Genomic DNA, 21888 nt, shown 5'->3' on the forward strand with positions numbered 1-21888 from the left:
CCGCCGTCTGCGTCACATAGTCGTCACCCCCCGCAGCCCCGATGAACTCCCGCATCCGCGCAACGAACGCATCCGCCGCCTCACCCTCGAACTGCGTCAGACACAACGACACCAGCTCCACGATCAACCCACGCAGCACCGGCATGTCCGCCGCCAACGCCTCGTAGTCGTCCCGCACATCCCGCAACACCCCCTCACGCGCCCGCGGCCACTCCATCCCCGTCACCTTCGAGAAAAACGCCGCAAAATCATCACCGATCTCGATCGACGAATGCGACATCACACAACTCCCACGAAGACGACAACAGGCCGACGGGCAAAACGGCTCGGCGTCGCGGCCCAGATGTGCCGGTTCCCGTGAATCGTTCTGCTGCACGTACTGGTCAGAGGTACGGATCGCTGCTCGGGAACCGTTCACTTACTCCGATCGGCACGCCTGTGCGGCCTGCGCCGATGTGCGCTCAGGGCGTGTGCGACGGGCTGGCCGCGGTGAGCACTTCGGCTACGAGAGCCGCGAGTTCGTCCTCCGGAGACTGCTCGGACGCGTGCGTCGGACGCGCGGGGGCCTGGTGGCCCGCGAGCTCTCGTTCGATGTGATCGGACCGGGGGCCGGCAGGCAGGGGCCGGGCGGGGCCGGCTTCAGGTTCATCGCCGGTCTCGGGTGTCTGGTTGGGCTTGCTCCGGTCGAGCGCGATCGGGCGCCCCAGGGGGTCGTCCGGGCCGAAGGCCAGGTAGTGGCCGGCGGGTACGCCCGCTTGCCCGGTCTCACGCTCGGGGATGTCGACGGTGACCGGGATGATGCCGCTCTCGACGAGCCGTTGCTCCCCCTTGACGAAGGTCAGAGTCACCTCGGCAAAACCGTTGAAGCGGGCCATTGGTGTCGCGAGCTTGGCGTTGGAGACCACGCGGCCGGCGTTGCCGTGCACGGTGCCTTGGCGCACTCGGTGCTGGCCGCCCGCCGACGCTTGGAGGGTGGCCTCGGTCTGGCCGTCGAGTCCGGCCTTGAGACCGAGCTGGGCTTGGCCTCCCCAGAGGCTCCAGTCCAGCCGGGTGCGGGCGGACGAGACGGACGTCTCGTTGGTCGGGCTGAGCTCGACCTTGCCGTCGGTGCGGTCGTATTCCAGTTGGACGATCCGCAGGCTCGTTTCGATGCTGCAGTTCGCCACCAGCAACCGGCGGCCGGGGTCCGGGGTGGCAAGGTCCTCACCCCGTGTTGCCGAGGTGAATCGGCTTGCCAGTTGACTGTGGCTGGTCGTGCTGCGGGCCACGCTCTCCAGCCGCGTCCAGGTGCGGCGGCCGAAGAAGTCCGGCCCGTGCCGGCGCAGGAGGTCCTGAATGCCGGAGGAGTCGCCGAGCCACCGCAGGACGTCGACGTCTCGCAGTCCCTCGTTCCAGACGCGGGCGGGCGGCATCCTGACGATGGCGTCGTGGGGCGGTGCGGGCGGTGGGCTGCCGTTCACCGGTCCGAGGTGGGGCGCAGCCGGCTGGGGGTGGGTGGTGGTGCCGGGTCCGGTCTCGGACGCCTCCACGGTCGCGTCGAAGCCGATTCCGGCGGTGGCGATCGCCCGGGTGACCGTGCCGGTGTGCAGGAACGACCGCCAGGCCGTGTCGCCGAGCGCTCTGATCCGGTCGGTGGTGGCCTGGTGGGTGACGCGGTCGGTGCGGGGTCCGGGAACGGCTCGGTGGCGGTCTCCCAGGGTGAGGAGGGGTCTGCGCTCCATGCGGAGGATGAGGGTGGCTTCGCCGGTGTAGGCGGCACCGGGCGTTTTCGCCTTGGTTGCCGTTCCTGCGGTGGTGCGGCCTGCCTGGACCTCCATCAGGTCGTGTCCCCGGCTGTGGGTGACCGAGCCGCCGGCGGTGAGGGAGACTCCGGTCGGCAGCACGTCCGAGGTTCCTGCGACGGAGACGGTGATGCTGCTGCCGTGGCCCTTTCCGTAGGTGCTGACGCCGTCGGAGGTGGCGAAGGAGCGTTGTGTCCGGGTACCGGTGTTGAACTCGGTTTGGCCGGTGTCGCCGACGTAATGCAGGCGCGCGACGGAGGCGGAGACCCGGACGGTGCTCCGGCCGTGCCGGACCACGATCTCGTGGCCGGCCATCATCGGTTTGAGCTGGGGTTGGAGCCGGGTGAGGTCGAGTTCGGCGAGGAGTTTCTGTCTGATGCCGGCCCAGTCCGGGCCCAGGGTCCGTCGGCCGACGGCGTCGGCTGCGCGGAGGGTGGCCGACATCGGGGTGTCGTCGGCCGCAGTGTGTCCGTGTGTCAGCGGGTGGACGTCGGTGACGATGTCGGAGGAGCCGAGGCGCCGGGTTCGCTCGATCCGGGTCGGGGCGGCGGGCGGCGGCTGCTCCGGGGGGCCCGCGAGGCGGGTGCGGTGCGGTGCGGTGTCGTGTTTCGGTGCGTCGCGCAGCGGCACGGCGATGGTCGCCTCGACCGGGACGACGAGGTCGGCCTGGTGCACTGCCCGGCCCGGCCCGGACAGTTCGAGGTGGACGGTGAACCGGGCCGTACCGGTGAAGAGTCCGGCGGGTTCGACCGTTTTGCCCTTGCTGACGGTTCCGCCGGAGGTGTCCACGGCGAGGCCCTTGACCCGGTCGATGCGGTGGGTGACGGTGACGCCCAGGTCGAGGTGCGGAAGTTTGATCTTGAAGGGGAGTGAGAACGTGGTGCGGATGCGCTCGTCCTTGCCGAAGCCCGCGGCCGTGCGCAGTTGGCTGCCGTGTTCGAACTCGAAGGTGTCCATGGTGTCGGTGTGCCGGAAGTTCCTCAGGGTCGCCCGAACTTCCACCGTGCCGGTCCATCCGTGGACGGAGATGTCCTCGCGGATCTCTCCGCCCCGGCTCAGGGCCGACAGCTGTGCCTTCAGTGCGAACGGGTCGAGGCGTTCTCCGAGCCGCATCAGCACATCGTCGGGGACGGCACCGAAGTGGCGGCGCAGGGCGGCTCTGACCGCCTCGTGGACTGCGGCGTCGCCGGTGCCGAGGCTGTGGACGACATCCGAGGCGCTCATGGCACCGCGGGTGGTGATGCGGGTGGGCGGGTCGTGCGGTTGAGCGGGCGGCTGATGGTGCTGCGGCCGGCCGGTGCCGGGCCCGTCGAAGACGCCGAGCCCGTCGGCGCCGACGCGGTAGCGACCGGTGTCCTTGGCGTCGATGCTGAATTCGGCGCTCACCGGGACGCGGAGGCGGTGTTCCGTGCCGTCGGTGGTGAGGCGCAGGTCGAGTTCCACGGTCGAGGTGAACAGTGCCTGCGGTCTGGCGTATTTGCCGTTGGCGTAGACCTTCCCGCTGGTGCCGTCCCGCCAGCCGCCGCGGTCGCGGACCTGGTGGCCGGACGAGCCTCCGATGTCGATGCCGGTCTGCGTGGCTGGGGTGGCGGATCCGTTGCCCTGGATCTGCCCGGTTCGGGCGGTGGAGAGCAGGTGGCGGTCTGCGGTGAAGGTGACGATCTCGTCGACGGTGTGGAGTTCGGCCTTCGGCTCGTACCGCTTGTACTCCATGTCGACGACACGGGCGGTACCGGTGATCTTGATCCGGTGCATCAGGGGGCCTCGGGTCGCCAGTTCCGGTGTCTCCAGAGGGAGTCCTCGGGTCATGGCGGTGATCCGGGAGGCCAGAACGGAGTGGCTGAAGACGTGGTGGAGCTGGTCCTTGACTCCGTCCCAGGCGGTGCCGAGCACCCGACGGCCCTCGTTCTCCAGCCTTTGGTGCACCAGGGCGACGTCGGCCAGGTCACGCAGGGTGGTGGTGTCTGGGAGACCTCCGCCGGGGCCGGTGGTCCAGACCCGGTCCGGCGGGCTGTGGATCTCGGTGCCGGGCTCCCACGTCCGCCGGGTCGCAGGTTGCGGACGGTCGGTGGCCACGAACAGCGTCGGATCGTCGGACGGTCGGGAACCGGCCTGCCCTGACTGTTCGCCGTAGGGGGTGTCCCCGACGGGGCGGGCCTCGGACTGCTCGACGAGCGCCCGGAACTCCACCTCGGCCGTCGCGGTGCCCCGCTCGGTGCCGAGGGGCCCGGTCCTGGTGAACACCAGCTGCAGTGCGCTGCGCCCGTCGTAAACCACGCCCGGCGCCTTGGTCTTGGTGGTGAGGGTGAGTTCGTGGGCGGTTCCGGCGATCCGCACCCGGTCCCGGATGAGTTGGACGCCGCCGCCGGCCGCTCCGCTGCTTGCGGCGTTCGCGCTGCCGCCGAGCAGGCCGGGGAGGGGAAACTGAACGCCGTGGCCGGCGGTGTCCTGACGGGAGTCGGTGCGGTGGACGCCCGTGCCCACGTTGAACTCGGTCTGTGCGGTGGTACCGGTCTGCCACATGGCGCGGACGGTCGCGGTGATCTCCACGGAGCCTCTGGCGAGACCGTCGCCGCTGAAGACCTCGACCCGCGTGTACTCGCCGGCCATCATGCTTTTCAGGTCCTGCTGGAGCCGGCCCAGGTCGAGTTCGGTATGCAGTCGTTCGCGCAGCTGCGGCCACAGGTCGCCCAGAACTTCGCTCCCGGTCGCCTCGACGCCGGTGAGGACCTCGACCATCGGCGGTACGGTGCCGGACGGCGTGCGGCGGGCGGCCGAGACGTCGAGCACGATGTCCGATCCGCCGAGGCGGAGTCCGTCGACGATCCGCTGCGGGGGTGCGAACCGGGGGCCGACCGGAGGACGGCTGCCCTGCGGGTCGAGGGTGTCCCGCAGTGGGAACCCCATGGTCGCGCCGATGTCCAGGTGCTTGGTGCGGCTGCCGTCCGGGAGTGTGAAGGCTTTGCCGTGGAGGGTGAGGTCCGCGAAGTCGAGCGTGAGCCGCAGCCGCCCGGTGAAGAGGGCCCCGGGTTCGACGGTCTTCCCGCGGGCGATTGTCCGGCCGGCGTCCGAGCGGAGGCTTCCCTGCACCTGGTCGTGCTGGTAGGACACTGCTTCGGTCAGGTCGAACCGGCCGGCTTTGAGCCGTCCCTGGACGCCGGTGGTGAGGCGTCGCGCAGTGTCGTCCTGATGACCGACAAGAGCCTCGCGTTCTGATCCGTTGTCGAATTCGACCTTCTCGGCGACGCTCGCGAACGTGAGATCCTCTACGTCCGCGCGGACGGACACCCGACCCGACCATGCGCCGAGGTCGAAGGGAGCCTCCCAGATGTCGCCGCGGGAGAGCGCCGACAGTTTGGGGCGCAGGGTGGCCGGGTCGAAGAAGCTCTGCACGATGGATCTGGCCGCCGGAAGGTCGCCGGGCAGGGCGTCGTGGAACAGCCGGGTGAGATCCCGGACCACGGCTGTGTCATCGGTGTGCAGGCCGACCAGCAGGTCGGATGCGCCGATCCGCTTCAGGTCGGTCACCCGGGCCGGGGGATGGCGTACCTGCGGGTCGTCCGACCTGCCTGGTGCGGTGAAGGCGGGGTCCTCGGTCGGGGCCGTGGATGCGGTGCGGGGCTGTGCGGCCGGCGACGACGCGGTGTCATGCGGTGAGGGCACGCCGTACGGTTCCTGGGTACGGACGGGATGAGGGATCGCCGGCTCGGGCTGGTGGAGCTCCGCGAGGGCCCTGGCGGGTGTGACCGGGGCGGAGACGGTGTGCGGTTGCCCTGGGTGGTCGTCCGGGCGGAGCCCCAGGCGGGGCACGGGGAAGGGTGCCGGGTTTCCGGAGATGTTGCTCAGTACGGACAGCACCGTGAGTGGGTGGAGCGGCCCGAAGTAGGCGTTGTGCCCGGGCTCGACCGGTGCGTGCTGGAGGTTCTGCACCCATGTGGCGTACCGGGTCAGGAACGGCGACGCCGCGTGGTGCAGGGCTCGGCTGAGGAGGCTCGTGGCGAGGCCGGACACGAAACTCGTTCCGGACACCGAGAAGTGGTGATCCTCCGAGAACGCCATCGTGGAGAAGCCCTCGGTCAGCGCATTGTGAAGGCCTCCCTCGAGCTGTTCTCCGAGTGCGAAGCCCAGGTGGAACGGCAGGTTTCCGTGCGGCATGTGGTCGGCCAGCCCGGGGACGAGCCGTGCCAGGGCGTCGAGGCCTCCCGGGGACGGAGCGGCCTTGCTCAGAACGTCGCGCAATATGCCGCTCAGCACACCGTGGTCGGCGCCCGCCTGCCCCCAGTGGCGGGTGAAGGCTTCGCCGAACTCACCGCCGAGCGTACGGGCTGCGTGGGTGCCGAGAACGCCGGCGAGGTTCCTTTCGAAAGCCTTGGCCGTGGCGGACGTGAAACCGTCGGCGACGGAGCTCTTCGCGAAGCCGGAGGATCCTTGGGCAAGCCACGGCGAAGTGGCGTCCATGAGCCTCCCGAGGTCCCGCGCGAGCCCGCGGGAGGCCGCCGCTGCGGGAGCCCGGGCTCCGGCGGCGACGGCTTCTTCGGCCGCGCTGTCCGCTGCCGCCAGCAGCCCTTCCGCCAGCCGGTGGCCGGCCACGGAGCCTGCGCTGCGTCCGATCGCCGAGCCGACCAGCTTGCCCAGGCCCGTGCCCAGCAGGTCCAGCGGACCGGCGAGCAGTCCGCCGATGGCGCCGGAGCCTGCCGCCTGTGCGGTGGCCGCCGTGTCCCAGGTGTGCCGGTCGTGATGCGCGAACTGGATCGCCTGTGTGAGGCCGTCGAGTGCCAGGCCGCCGGCCACGCCGGCGAAGGTGTGCAGCGCGATCGTTCGCAGCAGGTATTTCAGCAGCGCGATCAGCACCTGCCGCACCAGGGCGTAGTGCCACGAGAGATTGAGGAGTGACGTGCCGAAGGTGAACGGCGCCCAGAGGACCGACAGTGCGACCTCGGCCAGCAACTGCACGAGTTGCGCAATGGCCATCCATTTCGTGTACTCCACCGAATTCGCGACGTCGCCTGCGCACAGCGCGAGTTGCCGTGCGGTTTCGGTGGCGAGCGACACACAGTCGTCCCCGCCGCCGACGCCGATGAAGGACCGCATCCGGTCGACGAATGCGTCCGCCGCTTCGCCTTCGAACTGTGTGCGGCAGAGCGCGACCAGTTCGACGATGTAGCCACGCAGGACGGGGAGGTCCCGGGCCAGCGCCTCGTAGTCGTCCCGCACGTCGCGCAGCAGCCCCTCGCGGGCCTGTGGCCAGTCGGTGCCGGTCACCTTGGAGAAGAAGCCTGCCATGTCGCCCGTCACCTCGATCGACGTGTGGGACATGGCGTCGGAAACCTCCGGCCCGGGCGGTCACGGTCCGGACCAGCATGGCGGAGGAGATGGAATTCCAGTGCAATCGGTGGTTAATAAACAGTGCCGGGGCAGATCCTTCCGATATGTTCCGGGAACCAGGACCGACCGACGAAAAGTCGGCGGACGCAATCCGTCCGCCGACTGTCCACACACATTCATCCGGTGCGCGTCAGACGACGACCGGCCCGTTCTCGGTCCCTACCCGCAGCGTGCCGAGGCCGTCGAAGGCAATGGCCGTGACCGCGCCCGCGAACGTGCGCTTGCCGAGCAGGTCGCCTTCGGGAAGGGTCCACAGCTGCAGGGTGCCGTCCTCGTGGCCGACTGCGAGGACTTCCCGACCGAGGAACTCCCCGAACTCGACCACCCGGGCGGGCACGCCGTCCGCGGCCGCAGTCACCAGCGTCTGCCCCGTCGCGGCGTCGAGCACCATGACCTCGCCGTCGCCGTCGGCGGAGGCGATTGCCGGCCGCCCGTCCAGGGTGCCGAACTGCACGGCGTAGACGGGGGCGCGGTGACCGTGGATCTCCAGAAGCGGACGGCCGGTGGCGGCGTCCCACGTGCGCACCGTCCGGTCGTAGCCGCCCGAAGCGACGACGGTACGGTCGTCGACGGCGCCGACCGCGACAGCGGTGACGCCGTCGCGATGGCCGGCCAGGAGCTGGAGCGGTGTGCCGGTCTCCGCGTGCCACAGCCGGACCGTTCGGTCCGAACTGCCTGAGAGCAGGATGTCGATGCCGTCGACCTCCGCGAAGGCGAGGGCGAGGACCTGACCGGTGTGGGGGGTGGGGATCTGAAGAAGCGTGCCATCTGCCGCGTCGTACACGCGGACGGTCCCCTGTTCGGTGCCGCACAGGAGCACCGGGTCGCCGTCGACCGTGCCGAAGGACAGCGCCGTGACGTCCTCACCGTCGGTGCCGAACCGATGGCGGATCTCGCCGCTCGCGACGTCCCAGGCCGTGACGGCATCCTCCTGCGCGGCGACGAGGAGGGCCTCGCCTGCGACGGTGGCCGAGGCAAGAAGGCGTGCGGCTGCGCCGCCCAGTTCTCCGGGAGACGGCACGGCCTCGCCTGTGGCGGTGTCCCACAGCCGGATCCCGCCGTCGGGACCGGAGGTGACCACCTGTCGGCCGTCCGCCACCACCGCGAGGGCGCACACCCAGTCGTCCTCGGCGGACCAGCTGCGCAGCATCTCGCTGCGGTTCGGATCCCAGACCCGGACAGTGCCGTCGAAGCCGCAGGAGACGAGGACGGGCGTGTCGGATGCTGCGGCCCAGGCGAGGCCGGTGACGGTTCCGGTGTGGCCGGCAAGGGTGGCCTGTGCCTCGCCGGTCTCCAGATCCCAGATCCGGATGTCGGTGTCCGCGCCGGCCGAGGCGAGCAGGGTGCGGGCCTCGTTCTCGTGGCCGGCCAGTACCCGGACGGGCCCGTGGTGGCCGTTCAGTGTCCGTTCCTCGCTGCCGTCGGCCACCTGCCAGACGTGCACCGTGCCGGTCCCGGTGGCGCAGGCGAGCAGGTCGCGCCCTGCTGCCGCGCCCGCCCACAGGGCGGTTGCGCCTGCTCGGGAGGTGGTGAGGATGCCCAGCGGCACGGCGTCGCCGGTGTCCCAGGCCCGGACTTCGGGGTCGGTGCCGGCGCTGAAGAAGATATCGCGGCCCAGGCTGTGCGCGGCGGTGAGCGCGTGTACCGGCCCGGTGTGGCCGGCGCGGTGGTGGAGCACCTGGGCGTTGTCCGCGTTCAGTACGGTGATGGCACGGGAGTCCCCGCCGACGGCGATCAGCTGGCGTCCCTCGGCCTGGCCGAGGGCGACCGCCCGCAGCGGTTCCTCGCCGGCCGTGGTGTGGCCGAGCAGGTCGCCGCCGTCCGCGGCGAGCAGGTCCACCTCGCCGCGGGTGCCGGTCAGCAGGAGCACATCGCGCTCCTGGAGGACGCCGAAGGTTGCGGAGCCGGAACCGGCGGGTTCTGCGAGTTCGTCGGGAAGCTCGCGGAGGACGGTGTGGGCCAGCGGCGGCAGTCCGTTCAGGGTGGCCCGTACCGCGCCCGCGCTGACCTGGCGGACCAGCGCGTCGAGAGTGCGGAGCGCATTGTCGATGTCCTCGCCGACGGGATCCCAGCCGAGGACGAGCTCGCCCTCCTGCGGGAGTGCGGTGGCCGTGAGCGTGCGCGGGGCGCCGCCCGGGGGAACCGGCGGAACCTCGATATCGGGGAAGCCTGCGCGTTCGAGGGACGCGACCAGCCGCTGCCAGACCGTGGAGTCCAGCTGTGCGGTCCAGGCGCGGGTGTCCGCCGGCCGGTGCTGCTCCAGCCGTGCGCCTCCGTCCGGGCCGAGAGTGAGTTCGATGCGGCCGAAGGGGCTGACGGGGGAGAACTCGCTGCCCACGCGGTAGAGGATCTCCGCTTCGCCCGGCGGACCGGCCGCCCGGATGGCGGTGCCATCCGGCTCTGCCGCGACCAGGACGCCGCGAAGGGGCTCTTCCGTGTCGCCGGACAAGTCGCCGGCCTCGGTTTCGGTGGAGGTCACCCGGACCGGCACGGCTTCCTCGGGCAGGCCGCCGCCGGGGGGTTCTTGCGACCGGTCGGCTGCGCTTCCGCGCTCGTTGCTGGTCTCCGTCACGCCTTTGCTCCTCTTGCTGTCCGCGCGCCCGAACGGACTCCTGGCGCGGTGCCCCCGCCGGGCGCGGTGGCTCTATGCGACGTCGGCCGCGTTCTGGTCGGCAGCGTCCATGACCTGCTGGGTCTGCTTACCGCGGAATCCCGCCGAGAGAATGAACGTGTCCATGGCGGTGAGCAGCTCGCTCAGGTTCTTCGTGGGCCTGTCGACCTGCTTGTGGTAGTTCCGGCCGATCTCGTCGTCGCCCACGCAGGTCTTGTTGTTTTCGTTGATGAACCGGACCTCGTTCTCGATCTTCTCGAAAAGTTTGGAGAGGTCCTCGAACTTGGTGAAGGCCTTCGCCAGGTCCTGACTGGACCGGAGCATGTCAGCCATTGAACTCCTCCTGCTTCGCGCTGTCCTTCTTCGCCTCTTCGGCATCGAAGTCGGGTTTCATCGCACGCAGCGGCGCCAGCAGTTCGTCGAGGTCGGTACCACCGGTCATGGAGTCACGGAGGATGTCACCGAGGCCCTGGAAGGACTTCATGGACGCGATGACCTTCTCGCCCATGCTCGCCCTTGCCTCGTTGAGCACGTCCGTGAGCAGGGCACCGAGCTGCACGGGCGCCATCTCGCGGTAGCCGGTGTTGTGGAAGGTCAGCGAGACGACCTGGCCCTGCGGTCCGACCTTGGCGGTGATCAGTCGGTCCTTGGACGTGGCGGAGGCTGTGGCCTTCTCGAGTTCCCTGCGGGCTTCCTCCATCTTGGTCCGCTGCTCGGCCATCGCGGCCATCGCCTGCTCAAGGTGCTCGGTGAATGGGCTGCTCATGTGTCACCTCTCGGGTATCGGTGGCGTGCGGGTCGCTTCCGGTGGTTGCGGTGCGCACTGCGTGGTCGTTCTCAGCGGCCGATGACGCCGCTCACAGCGCTGCTCTCGGTCCCCCAGACTTCTTCGTCCTCCGCCAGCCAGGTGGTGCGCTGTCGGTCCTTCTCGCCGGGACCGCCTGCGCCACCGCCGCCACCCATCGGAGGCACCATGGGCATGCCGCTGCTCGTGGCCTGTGTGCGGCCCATGACCTGGGCCTGCTCCGCCACCTTGGCCTCCTGGGCGGCCATCGCCTTCCTGGCCGCTTCCTGCTCGGCCGCTGCGGCGTTGGCGGTGAGCGGGTCGCCTCCGTTCGCCACCGCCTTGGAGCTCATACCGGTGCGGGCGGAGAACTGGTTGGCACCAAGGCCCAGGCCACCGCCGAGGCCGGTGCCGGCGGTCGAGCTGCCGATCACGTAGGGGTCGGAGTCGCCGCTTCCCGTTCCCGTGCCGGTGGCGTATTTGAAGCTCGGTGTCATCAGCGGGTCGGAGGACGACGAGCTGGAACGGTTGGTCGGCGCGAACTCGTCGTTGATCAGCTGGGTCTGCTGCGAGACGGGCCGGCCCTGGGAGTCGAGCACCGTGCCGTCGGCCGCAACGGTGTAACCCTTGCCGAGCACGACCTTGTTGCCGTTGGCGTCCGTGACCGTCTTGCCGTTCTGGTCGACGACCGTGCCGTCGGAATTGACCTTCGAGCCCACCGGGACCTTGGCGTTGCCGCCCAGGGGACTCGAGGTCGATCCGCTGACCGTGGAGCCTGCGGGCGCCTTGACCGGGTTACCGTTCTTGTCGGTGACCGGCTTGCCGGTGGAGTCGTAGATTTGTCCCCCGTCGCCGATGTAGCCGCCGGCCGGCACGACCACCTGCTTGCCGTCGCTGCCGAATACGGGGTTGCCGTTCTTGTCGACCACCCCGTTGCCGGTGCCGGTGCCGGCGCCCAGGCCGAGGCTCTCGAAGCCTGTGCCCATGCCGGTGGACATCTGCTTGAACGCGTCACCCATGCCGGTGGACATCCCGGTGAAGCCTGTGCCCATGCCGGTGGACATCTGCTTGAACGCGTCACCCATGCCGGTGGACATCCCGGTGAGGCCCGTGCCCATGTTCTTGAAGCCTTCGCCCATGCCGGTGGACATCTGCTTGAACGCGTCGCCCATGCCGGTGCCTATGGAGGTCATCGAATCGTTCATGTTCTTGTTCATGTCGGCGAGGTTCTTGTCCAGCTGGTCCAGCGGGTTCGTCGAGGTAGAGGTGTCCTGCTTGGCCGGTGGGAGCTGGAGCGTCTGCGCGATGATTCCGGAGCCGAGGGTCGTGATGCTCTGCTGGTAGGAGACGTCCATGTCGGCGAGGGCCTGGGCGGCGTACGTGTCCAGGGTGTCCGAGACATGCTGGCGCCAGCGCTTCTTCGCATCGGATTGGATCTTGTCCCAGAACTCCTGGGTGGTCGGCGAGCCCCATACCGGACTGGAGATGGTGAGGACAGGTTCCGTGGTCACCACAGTGTCACCCGTGATGGTCTCCTGGACCGTCACGGTGCAACTCTTCATGGCCTCCATGAACGCGTCGTGGACGGCGTTGACCGGCCAGACCAGCCGGTCCCCCATCCATGCGCCGTAGCCGTTGATCATCTTGATGGCCGCGCCGCTCAGCGCGCTCCGGCTGTCCTCGATCGCGTGCGCGTATTTGTGGTCGTTCAGCTGGAAGTTGACGTTCTCCAGCTCGCTGGCGAACGCGTTGAGGACTGCCTTGAACCCGCTTGCCGCGCTGCCCTGCCAGTCGCTGCCGGGCGCATCGATCGACCCGGCCCACTCCCTGACCATGGGAAGCCAGGCCTGGAGGAAGTTGCCGACGCCGTGGAGCATGGTGGCGGCCGCGTCGAAGCTCCACACGCTGACCCGGTCGTTCTGGTTGGGTGCCCACACCAGCGGTTCCATGATGGCCCGCGGCTCGCGCACGAGCTTGCCCAGCAGGGTGTCCGCACCCGCCATCAGGCCCCAGTCGAGGTTGACGCCCAGCACGTAGCTGTAGGGCCGGCCGTTGCTGTGGACGTAGTTGTAGGACCACCAGACGTCGAACGGCACGCTCTCCGTGAAGCTGTTGGACTGCTGGGCCTTCCAGTTGCTGAACCAGGACGCCTTGCCGTCGTCACCGAATTCGTGGCGGTTGGTGATGGATGTCTGTGTGCTGGAGGCGAACACCGCCAGCGCCTTCTCCCAGTCCCCGTCCATGGCAGGCGATCTCCCGGTTCTGTCGCTGGGTCGCGTGGGCCGGGCTGCCGTGCCCCGGCTCGGCCCACGCAGGGCTTGCGCGGCCTAGCTGGTGAGCGTCGTGGTGTTGGTGGTCGAGGTGGTCGTGGTCGGACCACCTCCGAGTGTCTGCATCACGTCGTTGAGCAGCCACATCATCTGGGCGGACGTCAGTGCCTCGTCAGCGCCGTTCTGCAGCTTGGACTGGGCCATCTGCAGATCGATGGCCATGCGGCTCATCTGGGACTCGAAGGCCTTGAGCTGGGACTCCAGCTGAAGGCAGAACGTCTTGAACGCGGATTGCAGGCCCTTGGCGCTGCCGAGCGGGCCTCCGCCGGGCAGCAGAGCCGAGTAGCTCCCCGGCGTCACACCGCCGCCGACCTGGTGGGCGAACCCGGTCAGTGCCGTGATCGACGGATCCGCCTTCAGGGCGTCGAGGAACTTCTTGATCCGGTCCGCGGCGAAGCCGCGGAGGTACTCGTCGGTGACCTTGAGATCGTTGCTGCTGTCCTTGTCCGATGCCTTCTTGGTCGTGTCGGTCTTGAGGTCCGTCTTCTCGGCCATGCCCCTTCACCTCCTTTCCTGGGCCGGCTGACGCCGGTCAGGCGCCGAAGCTGGCCGCGGCCGACACGTCCGCGGAGCGCAGGATGTCGTGCATCTGGGTGAGGACGTTGGCGGCCTGGACGATGTCGTCGTTCATCTGCACGCTGTTGTTCCGCAGCACCAGCTGGAAGTTGTTGGCCGCCGTGGCGAGCTCGCCCTGCAGGTAGGCGTTCGACTGGTCGAGGATCTGGTGGCACTCCTCCAGGCTGTTCTGCATCCGTCGGCCGTTGTACACCAGGTCGGCGGCCGCCTGCTCCACGGTGGTGTGGTGGAGTTCGATGTCTGCCATGGTCGTTCGTTCCTCTCGGAGATCAGGGGTTACTGGCCGCTCAGGGCGATGGCGACTTCGCTTCCCGGGTTGAAGGCCGCGGCGAGTTGAACAGCCTCGTCGTGCCTGCGGTTGATGAGCGCGTGGCCCTGGCCCAGCCGGTCGTGGAACTCGCGGTACGCCCTCTGGACCTCCTCGTACCGGGTGGTCCAGTCCTGCAGCTTCGTCGTGAAGGTGGTGCCGGCGTAGGCCCGGAAGCCGTAGAGGACCTCGTTCCGGATCTGCCTGATCGCCTGGTCCGCGGAGGCCATGGACTGGAACTGCTCTTCGAGCGCCCGCCGAACTCGGTCGACGGCATCGTCGGTTGTCTGTAGGGGAGTGGACACCGGCTTTCCTTCCTGGGATCAACTTGCCATGTGGCATAGGTGGTTGGTCGGGGAGTACAGGTAGCCCGGCATGGTGAACGGGGTGGGCTCGGTCCACGGTTCACCCTGCACAGGGCCGTGTGGTGGGCGGAGGCCCGACCACCCCTCCCCCGGACAGAAGGTCCGGATCCAAGCTCGGTCCGGTGGGCAGGAGTCCGAGGAGCAGGTCGGGCACCGACTGCACGGCCGCGGCGCCGTAGCCGAGCTGCTTGGCGGCGGCGGCCGAAGCGAGCGGGTAGCGCACCCCGGCGTCGGTCACCAGGTAGAGCGTGGAGCCCGCCCCGCCGCCCGGCAACGCGCGTACCAGCGCCCCGCTGCCAGGCCGTACGGCCACCAGGTCGGCGCCGGCACAAGCCGCAAGCACACCCGGCTGGACGGCCGGCGACTGGCCCGTCACAGCCGCGGCATCCGCGATCCGCACACCGATCACGGGTTCCGTGGCGCTCAGGCGCAGGTCCGTACAGACCGCTTGCGTCCGGACGACGCTCTGCACGGACGGCGGCGTGGACGGCAGTCCTCCGTCGGACCACCGGGCCGCCACGGCGGCCGACACGGAGTGGTCGGCAAGGTCGGCAGGCCCTATCAGCACGGGCGTCACGGCCGAGCCGCCGTAGGCGTCCTGCTGGGTACGGCGGTCACCACGCAAAAGTTCAAACATGGTCGCGGTGAGCGGGACCAGACCGTCCGCGGCAAGCACGTAGTGCTCACCCGCCGGGCCGGCGAACAGCTGGCCGACCCGGGTCGGCAGGCCGGCCAGGGACGGACCCGCAGATCCTCGCCGGTCGACAGGGGGCGACGCCAGGTCGGGGCCGGCGGGCAGCGTATTGGGGAAAGCCTCGCTCACCGGGAACGGGACGACGGCGCCGTAGCCGAGCGCCCGTCCGGTCGCATCGTCCAGACGCAGCCGCCTCCCACGCCACAGGAGGTACTCGGTGCCGTCCGGCGTGGCGACCAGGACACTCTGGTCGTCCGTCAGCGCCCGTCCCTCCTGCCGCGGCCCCATCATCAGCGCCAGGCGGGACGGCCGGCCGGGCAGGTCCGTCTGCTGGATCGCGCAGACGAGCCAGGGGGCCTTGCCGAGCCGGGACGCCTCGGGCAGACCGTCGGGGGCTCCCACGATGCCGATCGGCGCACCGCGCGGCGCCTCTTCCAGGGACTTGACGCTGACCTGCTCCACTGTCAACTGGTCACCCGCCAGCAGACGGGCACTCGCCTCGTTCAGAACAGGGTGCAGGACCCCGCCCACGGACAGGTAGCGGGCACCGCTCTCCTTGACGACGACCAGAGTTCCCGGTTTCTGCCAGCTGGTGGCCCCGCCCGGTACCACCATGCCGTAGATCGCGACCACGAGGGAGATCAGGGCGGCGATCGCCAGTCCGCCCATCATGCCCCTGGAGGTCCGTCCGATCGGCGTGTCGGGTGCGTCCGGTTCGTCGCGGAGCATCCCTGAGGCCAGCCTGCTCATCACGAACAGGTGTGCCTGGACCTGGTCGCGCCTCGACTGCATCCGGTCCGTCTCCTCGGTGCGGCTGAACGGTCGACGTCCCGGCGGGCCGGGACGGTGCGGAGGTTCTCCGCCGGGCTCGTCGCCGAGCCGGCTCGGGCCGCTCGGCGGGGTTCCACGGGATCTACCCCTCAGCCGGACATGCCGCGCATCCGCTGGTAGAGGCCCGTGGCCTGGAACGCCAGGGGGATCAGAGCGAGTGCGGTCAGCGTATGGAGCAGGTCGGCCATCCGGCCCCAGTAGGGCAGCAGCCGCCGCCCCGGGACCGTCCAGGACACCGTGCAGAACACGATCGCCAGCCCCAGCAGCGCGGCCAGCAGTGCCATCCGCCCGTTCCAGGTCGACTGAAGCCCGAGCCGCCCGGCCAACAGCGTCAGGCCGTACAAGCCGGGAACCAGAACAGCCAGCCGCTGCCAGAGGCTCCCTATGGCCCGCCCGTGCAGCAACAGCAGCACGGACAGGTCGGCCGCTGTGACCGGCATCCCCCAGCCGGAACCGCCGGACAGGAAGGTCAGGCAGACCAGGGACACCGCTCCGAGAGCGACGAAGAAACCCGTCAGATACCTGTCGGCGACTGCGCTGCGGTCAAGGACGTTCTGTGCCGGGAACGGCTCGATGTCGTCCTGCAGTTCGTCGGAGTTGCGCGGCAAAGCTGGAAGCCTGAGCCCCGAAAGCCGAAAGGAGATCGCCGGAACGAATGCACCAAAGACCACCGCCGCGGAGGCGACCACCGCCGCGGTGTGCTGCGCGGGAACACCGGAGAGTGTCAGCACACCCGCCAGAGCGGTGAGCACTCCCGTGACGACGATGCCGAGGAAGAGCGGTGCCGAGCAGGACACGGCAGCCAGCGCCAGCACGGCCGCACCCGCGCCGACCGAGCCCGCTGCCAGCAGCCGGGGGCCGGCCAATCCGTCAACACCCTGCGGTACGAGGACGGCGGCGAGTACCAGGTACGGCACGGCGGCGGCACCCAGGGCACTTGCGGCACCGGCGTCCCCCATCGCCCTGGAGGCACTCGTGGCACCCAGCAGCACCAGGCAACCGATGGCCACCGCCACCGCACTGCGCAGCTGGTACGGACCCGGGAGGGCCAGCAGTGCAACACCTCCGGCCAAGGCGAGCAGCGCCAGCCCGAGCGAGAGATGGTGCGCCATGACCGGGCGCCAGCCGTCGCCGTGTTCGTCCATCCCGGTGCGGACCCCGTCCACCAGGTCGTCGAAGTGCACCGGCGGAATGGCGTCGTGTCGCGGCCGGAGGTGGAGTTCGTCGCCGTCGCGCAAGCCGAGTGCTTCCGGAGTGCGCTCCTCGTCCAGCGGCTCGCCGCCGAGACGTTGCAGGATCCATCCGCCGTGGTCGACACCCTTCTCGTCGAAATCGGCACCCGCATAGCCGACGACGGCGGGAAGCAGGTCCGCCAGAACGACGTCGGAGGGCACGGACAGATCGAAGACCACCCCCGGCGCTTGGAACCGCAGCCTGCACAGCCCCGCCACTGCACTGCTCACGCGTCGCCCGCCTTCCCCAGGGATCGCTCACTGTCGATCTCCCGGGGGAACGTGCCCCGGCATGCGAAGAGTTCAGTCCGGCCGATGAACCCGGGAAGGTCCGCGGGCCGTCCTCAGGTGGGGCCGGTCCTACGGCTGCCACGCGAGTGAAGGAGCCTTCCGTTGGCCGTGATCCTCGTCAACCGTACCCCCCGGCGCCCCGGTCCGGAGATGCCGGACGGTGAGATCCAGCTGCAGGAGCCTCCCGGGCTGCCGGAGGCACAAAGCGGCATGTCCAGCGTGATCGGTATGGCACCGATGGCACTGAGTTCGCTGTCGATGGTCGTCATCTTCCTGCATCCGGGCAGCGGCGGCGGGATCCTCACCTACGTGGCGATGGGCATGATGGGGCTCTCGGCGGTCGGCATGCTGGTGACCCAACTGGTCCGCGGCTCCAGCGACCGCAAGCGGATGCTGCGCGGCGAGCGACGCGACTATCTGCGCTATCTCTCACAGATGCGGCGCCAGGTCCGCAAGCACATCGTCAAGCAGCAGCAGGCACTGGCCTGGCGCCATCCGGCCCCCTCCTCCCTGTGGTCGCTCGTGCGGACCTCCCGGCTGTGGGAACGGCGGCCCACCCATCCGGACTTCGGCGACGTACGAATCGGCTCGGGCGCACAGCGGCTCGCAGTGAAACTGGCACCACTCGCCACCAAACCGGTGGAGGACCTGGAGCCGTTGTGCGCGCACGCGCTGCGCCGTTTCATCCACGCCTACGGCACGGTGGGTGATCAACCGATCGCGGTGCACGTGCGCGGGTACGCTCACATCCTCGTCGACGCGGGTGAGGACCCCGAGGCCGCGCGTGCACTCGCCCGGGCAGTGATCGCGCAACTGTCGATGTTCCACGCCCCCGACGAGCTGCGGATCGGCCTGGTCACCGAGCCCGACCGGCGGGACGACTGGGAGTGGCTGAAGTGGCTTCCGCACGCGCTGCACCCCATGGACACCGACGCCGCCGGCGCGGTGCGGCTGGTGGCGGGTTCGATCGGCGAGCTGGAGCAGCTGCTCGGGGACGAGTTCGGAGCCCGGCCGCCCTACGAACCGGATACGCAGCCCAGCCGGGACGAGCCGTACACAGTGGTGGTGCTGGACGGTACCCAGGTGGCGTCGACCAGCCGGGCCGCGTTGGCGGGATACCGCAATGCGACGGTGATCGACATCGGCGGCAGCCTGGAGTGGAAGCATTCGCGCATCACCCTGCGGCTGCGGATCACGGACGACGGGCTCGAAATGGTGGAGGTGGACCGCAACCGCAAGGACGAGGTGACGGTGCTCGGCCGCCCGGACGCCCTGCCGGTCGGTGCGGCACGACGCCTGGCAGCACTCATGGCGCCGTATCGGATCGGCGATTCGGTGGACTCCTCCGAGCCTCTGGCCACCGACTTCGACCTGACGTCGCTGCTCGGCATCAACGACCTCCACAACCACGACGTGAACCGCGCCTGGGCGGAACGGTCGACCGAGAAGCGGCTCCGGGTGCCGCTGGGAATCAGCGGCGACGGCGCACCCGTCGATCTGGACATCAAGGAGTCGGCCCAGGGAGGCATGGGGCCGCACGGAATGCTGATCGGGGCCACCGGTTCCGGCAAGTCCGAGCTGCTGCGGACCCTGGTCCTCGCCCTGGCCATGACTCATTCGTCCGAGACGTTGAACTTCGTCCTCGTGGACTTCAAGGGCGGTGCGACCTTCCTCGGCCTCGACCGTCTCCCGCACACGTCCGCGGTGATCACCAACCTGGCCGACGAGGCCTCGCTGGTGGACCGGATGCGCGACGCACTGCACGGCGAGATGGTGCGCCGTCAGGAGCTGCTCCGCTCCGCGGGCAACTTCAGCTCCCTGCTCGAGTACGAGTCGGCTCGGGCCGGCGGTGCGCTGCTCGATCCGTTGCCGACGCTGTTCGTGGTGGTCGACGAGTTCAGCGAACTGCTGGCCGCGCACCGCGACTTCATGGAGTTGTTCATCATGATCGGCCGGCTCGGCCGCTCGCTCGGTGTGCATCTGCTGCTCGCGTCGCAGCGTCTGGACGAAGGCCGGATGCACGCGCTGGAGTCCCACCTGTCCTACCGGATCGGCCTGCGGACGTTCTCCGCGATGGAGAGTCGGGGTGTGCTGGGCGTGCCGGACGCCTATCAGCTCCCGCCTCAGCCGGGCAACGGCTTCCTCCGCAGCGACATCGCCACCCTCACCCGGTTCAAGGCCGCATACGTGTCGGGCACCTACCGCACGCGGCGCCGGGCGGCCGAGCAGGAGATCGTGGCAGGTCAGGTGGTGCGGTACGGGACAGAGTACGTGGCGGTCACCCAGCCCCCGGCGACCGAGGAGCCGGTGGAGGAGACTGCGGTCGAGGAGGTGAGCGGCGGAAGCCTGCTGGAGATCGCGGCCGAGAAGCTGGCGGACGCAGGACCTCCGGCGTACCGGGTGTGGCTGCCGCCGCTGGACGTGCCGCCGACGCTCGACGAACTGCTGCCACCACTCGCACCCCACCCCGCGTACGGCATGACGACGGACGGCTGGGCGGGCCGAGGAGGTCTGGCGGTGCCGGTCGGCGTGGTCGATCGGCCGTTCCAGCAGATGCGCGACCTTCTGTTCGCCGACCTTTCGGGGGCCGGAGGCCACGTCGGTATCGCCGGTGCCCCCCAGTCGGGAAAGAGCAACCTGCTGCGGGCACTGATCCTCAGCCTGGCACTCACCCACACGCCGGCGGAGGTCCAGTTCTACTGCCTGGACTTCGGCGGCGGAACACTCTCCGCGCTGCGCGCCCTGCCGCACATGGGCGGGGTGACGGGACGTCACGATGCCGAACGGGTGGCCCGCACCATCACGGAGATCAACACCATCATCGCCCGCCGCGAGCAGCGCTTCGCCCAACTGGGCGTCGACTCGATAGCGTCGTTCCGCCAGCGCCGGGCGGGCGGGGATCCGACCCTGGCCGACGAGCAGCACGGCGACGTCTTCCTGGTGATCGACGGCTGGAACACCGTACGGCAGGACTTTCCCGACCTCGTCCAGACCCTGGCCCTCGTCGCCGGACGCGGGCTCAACTACGGCGTCCACCTGGTCGTGGCGACCACGAGGTGGGGCGAGATCAGCAACGCCCTGCGGGACCAGCTCGGCACGCGATTCGAACTACGCCTCGGCGACGCCGTCGACTCGGTGATCAACATCCGGACGGCCGGGACCGTACCGAAAACCCCCGGTCGCGGACTGACGGACGACCAGATGCACTTTCTCGCCGCGCTGCCACGGATCGACGGACTGGGCAGCACCGACGACCTCGGCGAGGCCGTCGCCGACCTGGTGGACCTGATCAACGACCACTGGACGGGCCCCCGCGCACCGGAGGTGCGGATGCTGCCGCTGCTCCTCGACGCGGCCACGCTGCCGGCCCCCCGGGGCCGTCTGCAGATCCCCCTGGGCGTGGAGGAAACGCAGATCGCCCCGTTCTGGCACGACTTCGAGGAGTCGCCTCACCTGCTGGTGATCGGCGACAGCGAGTCCGGCAAGACCAACCTGCTGAAACTCGTGACCAAAGCGGTCGTCACCGCGTACCAGCCGGCCGAAGCCCGCATCATGCTGGTCGACTTCCGGCGTGAGCTGTACGAGTCCGTGCCGGAGGAATACCGTCTCGGCTACGCCGTGGGAGTCGATGTTCTACGGCAGGTCGTGGACGGCGCGGCCAGGGCCATGAAGGTCCGGGTGCCGAATCAGGAGATCAACCCGGCACAGCTGAAGCTGCGCGACTGGTGGACCGGGCCCGAGTTGTTCATCGTCGTCGACGACTACGATCTGGTCTCGGGCAGCGCTGCGAGCCACCCGTTCGCAGCAGTGCTGGAGTACCTGGCTCAAGGCACCGAACTCGGTCTGCACCTGGTGGTGGCGCGCAGCGCCAACGGTGCGGGCCGGGCCATGAGCGACCCTCTGCTGCGCAAACTGCAGGAAGTGAACACACCCGCCCTGCTGCTGTCCTGCCCGGCCAGCGAGGGCTACATGTTCGGCAGTGTCAAACCCCGGCAGTTGCCGGCCGGCCGAGCCCTGCACATCACCCGCCGGCGGACGGTCCAGGTGCAGACCGCGCTCGTGGGTGAGCCCGAGGAACAGGGCCCGGCGTCCGACGAATGACCGCGGTATGAACCAGCTCGTGTCGGTCACCCGTATACCCGAACGGGCGTCGCCTCCTGCGGGCCTCTCACTGTGCCGAGCGGTCGAGCCGGACACCACCCCCGTATCAGGCCCCTGCGGAGGTCACCAAGGCACGGACTGCCGGGGAATCCGAAAGGACGCAATGAGCCTGAGAGAGCATCAGGCCGGTACGGACGGCGCCGAGCGGTCCGACCGGGCGGCGGAACCGGGCAATTCTCCGGAGTCCCCGCGTGCGGCGGCCGGTGACCCGGGCGGAGGCAGAGCCCGTCGGCTGTTCGGCCGACGCGGTGCGGCCGCCCAGGAGGTCGGCCCGCCGGCCGGGGCGCCCCGGTCAGTACTGCGACCGGTGGGCCCGCACTTCGTCATCGCCCCGGCGGAGGCCGATGACCTCACCGTACTGGTCAGCTCCCTGCGCCCCGTTCCCGATGCGCTGGTCGTGCTGGCGGCGGCACCGGACTCCGTGGCCGTTCTCCGTGGCGGCCTGCGCGATCTCGCGCGCACCGCGTCGGCACGCGGCGCGACGATGCTCGTACTCGCAGCCTCCGGGATGGCCGCGCTCTCCGCCGAGGGGCGGCGGCC

12 protein-coding genes are annotated in these 21888 nt (G+C 69.7%); 1 reads left to right on the forward strand and 11 read right to left on the reverse strand.

Annotated elements, in window-relative coordinates; genetic code table 11:
- The 11 genes from SNE206_RS28365 to eccD form a co-directional block, all read right to left on the reverse strand.
- A partial coding sequence (locus SNE206_RS28365) for a hypothetical protein (RefSeq protein ID WP_407916350.1) occupies positions 1 to 280 on the reverse strand: 280 nt, incomplete at its 3' end.
- A gap of 181 nt (positions 281 to 461) precedes the next feature.
- A complete protein-coding gene (locus SNE206_RS28370) occupies positions 462 to 7097 on the reverse strand; it encodes a hypothetical protein (RefSeq protein ID WP_407916351.1) in 6636 nt (2211 codons plus the stop codon).
- Between the two features lie 199 nt (positions 7098 to 7296).
- Positions 7297 to 9738 carry a WD40 repeat domain-containing protein gene (locus SNE206_RS28375; RefSeq protein WP_407916352.1) on the reverse strand — a complete coding sequence of 814 codons (2442 nt, stop codon included), beginning with the start codon at positions 9736 to 9738 and terminating at the stop codon, positions 7297 to 7299.
- A gap of 72 nt (positions 9739 to 9810) precedes the next feature.
- Positions 9811 to 10110, reverse strand: a complete 300-nt coding sequence (locus tag SNE206_RS28380) for a hypothetical protein (protein WP_407916353.1) — start codon at positions 10108 to 10110, stop codon at positions 9811 to 9813.
- Positions 10103 to 10543: a YbaB/EbfC family nucleoid-associated protein gene (locus SNE206_RS28385; RefSeq protein ID WP_407916354.1), complete on the reverse strand. Its 441-nt coding sequence runs from the start codon at positions 10541 to 10543 to the stop codon at positions 10103 to 10105. Before SNE206_RS28385 ends, SNE206_RS28380 begins: the two co-directional genes overlap by 8 nt.
- 71 nt (positions 10544 to 10614) lie before the next feature.
- Positions 10615 to 12804 (reverse strand): hypothetical protein, encoded by a 2190-nt coding sequence (locus SNE206_RS28390; RefSeq protein ID WP_407916355.1) that lies wholly within the window; start codon positions 12802 to 12804, stop codon positions 10615 to 10617.
- An 84-nt stretch (positions 12805 to 12888) separates the two neighbouring features.
- Positions 12889 to 13386, reverse strand: a complete 498-nt coding sequence (locus SNE206_RS28395; protein ID WP_407916356.1) for a hypothetical protein — start codon at positions 13384 to 13386, stop codon at positions 12889 to 12891.
- A 37-nt stretch (positions 13387 to 13423) separates the two neighbouring features.
- Positions 13424 to 13714 (reverse strand): hypothetical protein, encoded by a 291-nt coding sequence (locus SNE206_RS28400; protein ID WP_407916357.1) that lies wholly within the window; start codon positions 13712 to 13714, stop codon positions 13424 to 13426.
- Between the two features lie 29 nt (positions 13715 to 13743).
- Positions 13744 to 14079: a hypothetical protein gene (locus tag SNE206_RS28405; RefSeq protein WP_407916358.1), complete on the reverse strand. Its 336-nt coding sequence runs from the start codon at positions 14077 to 14079 to the stop codon at positions 13744 to 13746.
- A 100-nt stretch (positions 14080 to 14179) separates the two neighbouring features.
- Positions 14180 to 15625: a type VII secretion protein EccB gene (eccB, locus tag SNE206_RS28410; RefSeq protein ID WP_407916359.1), complete on the reverse strand. Its 1446-nt coding sequence runs from the start codon at positions 15623 to 15625 to the stop codon at positions 14180 to 14182.
- A gap of 128 nt (positions 15626 to 15753) precedes the next feature.
- On the reverse strand, positions 15754 to 17127 hold the full coding sequence (gene eccD / locus SNE206_RS28415; protein WP_407916360.1) for a type VII secretion integral membrane protein EccD: 1374 nt from the start codon (positions 17125 to 17127) through the stop codon (positions 15754 to 15756).
- A gap of 210 nt (positions 17128 to 17337) precedes the next feature.
- Between eccD and eccCa the strand changes: the two genes are divergently transcribed.
- Positions 17338 to 21288 (forward strand): type VII secretion protein EccCa, encoded by a 3951-nt coding sequence (gene eccCa / locus SNE206_RS28420; protein WP_407916403.1) that lies wholly within the window; start codon positions 17338 to 17340, stop codon positions 21286 to 21288.
- Positions 21289 to 21888 lie beyond the last annotated feature (600 nt).

It is taken from the genome of Kitasatospora sp. NE20-6 (assembly GCF_045862635.1).

What these genes read in the sequence shown, in the direction of transcription:
- SNE206_RS28390 (WP_407916355.1), bottom strand. Translation starts at nt 12,804, where the DNA reads ATGGACGGGGACTGGGAGAAGGCGCTGGCGGTGTTCGCCTCCAGCACA.
- eccB (WP_407916359.1), bottom strand. Translation starts at nt 15,625, where the DNA reads ATGCAGTCGAGGCGCGACCAGGTCCAGGCACACCTGTTCGTGATGAGC.
- SNE206_RS28400 (WP_407916357.1), bottom strand. Translation starts at nt 13,714, where the DNA reads ATGGCAGACATCGAACTCCACCACACCACCGTGGAGCAGGCGGCCGCC.
- SNE206_RS28385 (WP_407916354.1), bottom strand. Translation starts at nt 10,543, where the DNA reads ATGAGCAGCCCATTCACCGAGCACCTTGAGCAGGCGATGGCCGCGATG.
- SNE206_RS28370 (WP_407916351.1), bottom strand. Translation starts at nt 7,097, where the DNA reads ATGTCCCACACGTCGATCGAGGTGACGGGCGACATGGCAGGCTTCTTC.
- SNE206_RS28380 (WP_407916353.1), bottom strand. Translation starts at nt 10,110, where the DNA reads ATGGCTGACATGCTCCGGTCCAGTCAGGACCTGGCGAAGGCCTTCACC.
- SNE206_RS28395 (WP_407916356.1), bottom strand. Translation starts at nt 13,386, where the DNA reads ATGGCCGAGAAGACGGACCTCAAGACCGACACGACCAAGAAGGCATCG.
- eccCa (WP_407916403.1), top strand. Translation starts at nt 17,338, where the DNA reads ATGCCGGACGGTGAGATCCAGCTGCAGGAGCCTCCCGGGCTGCCGGAG.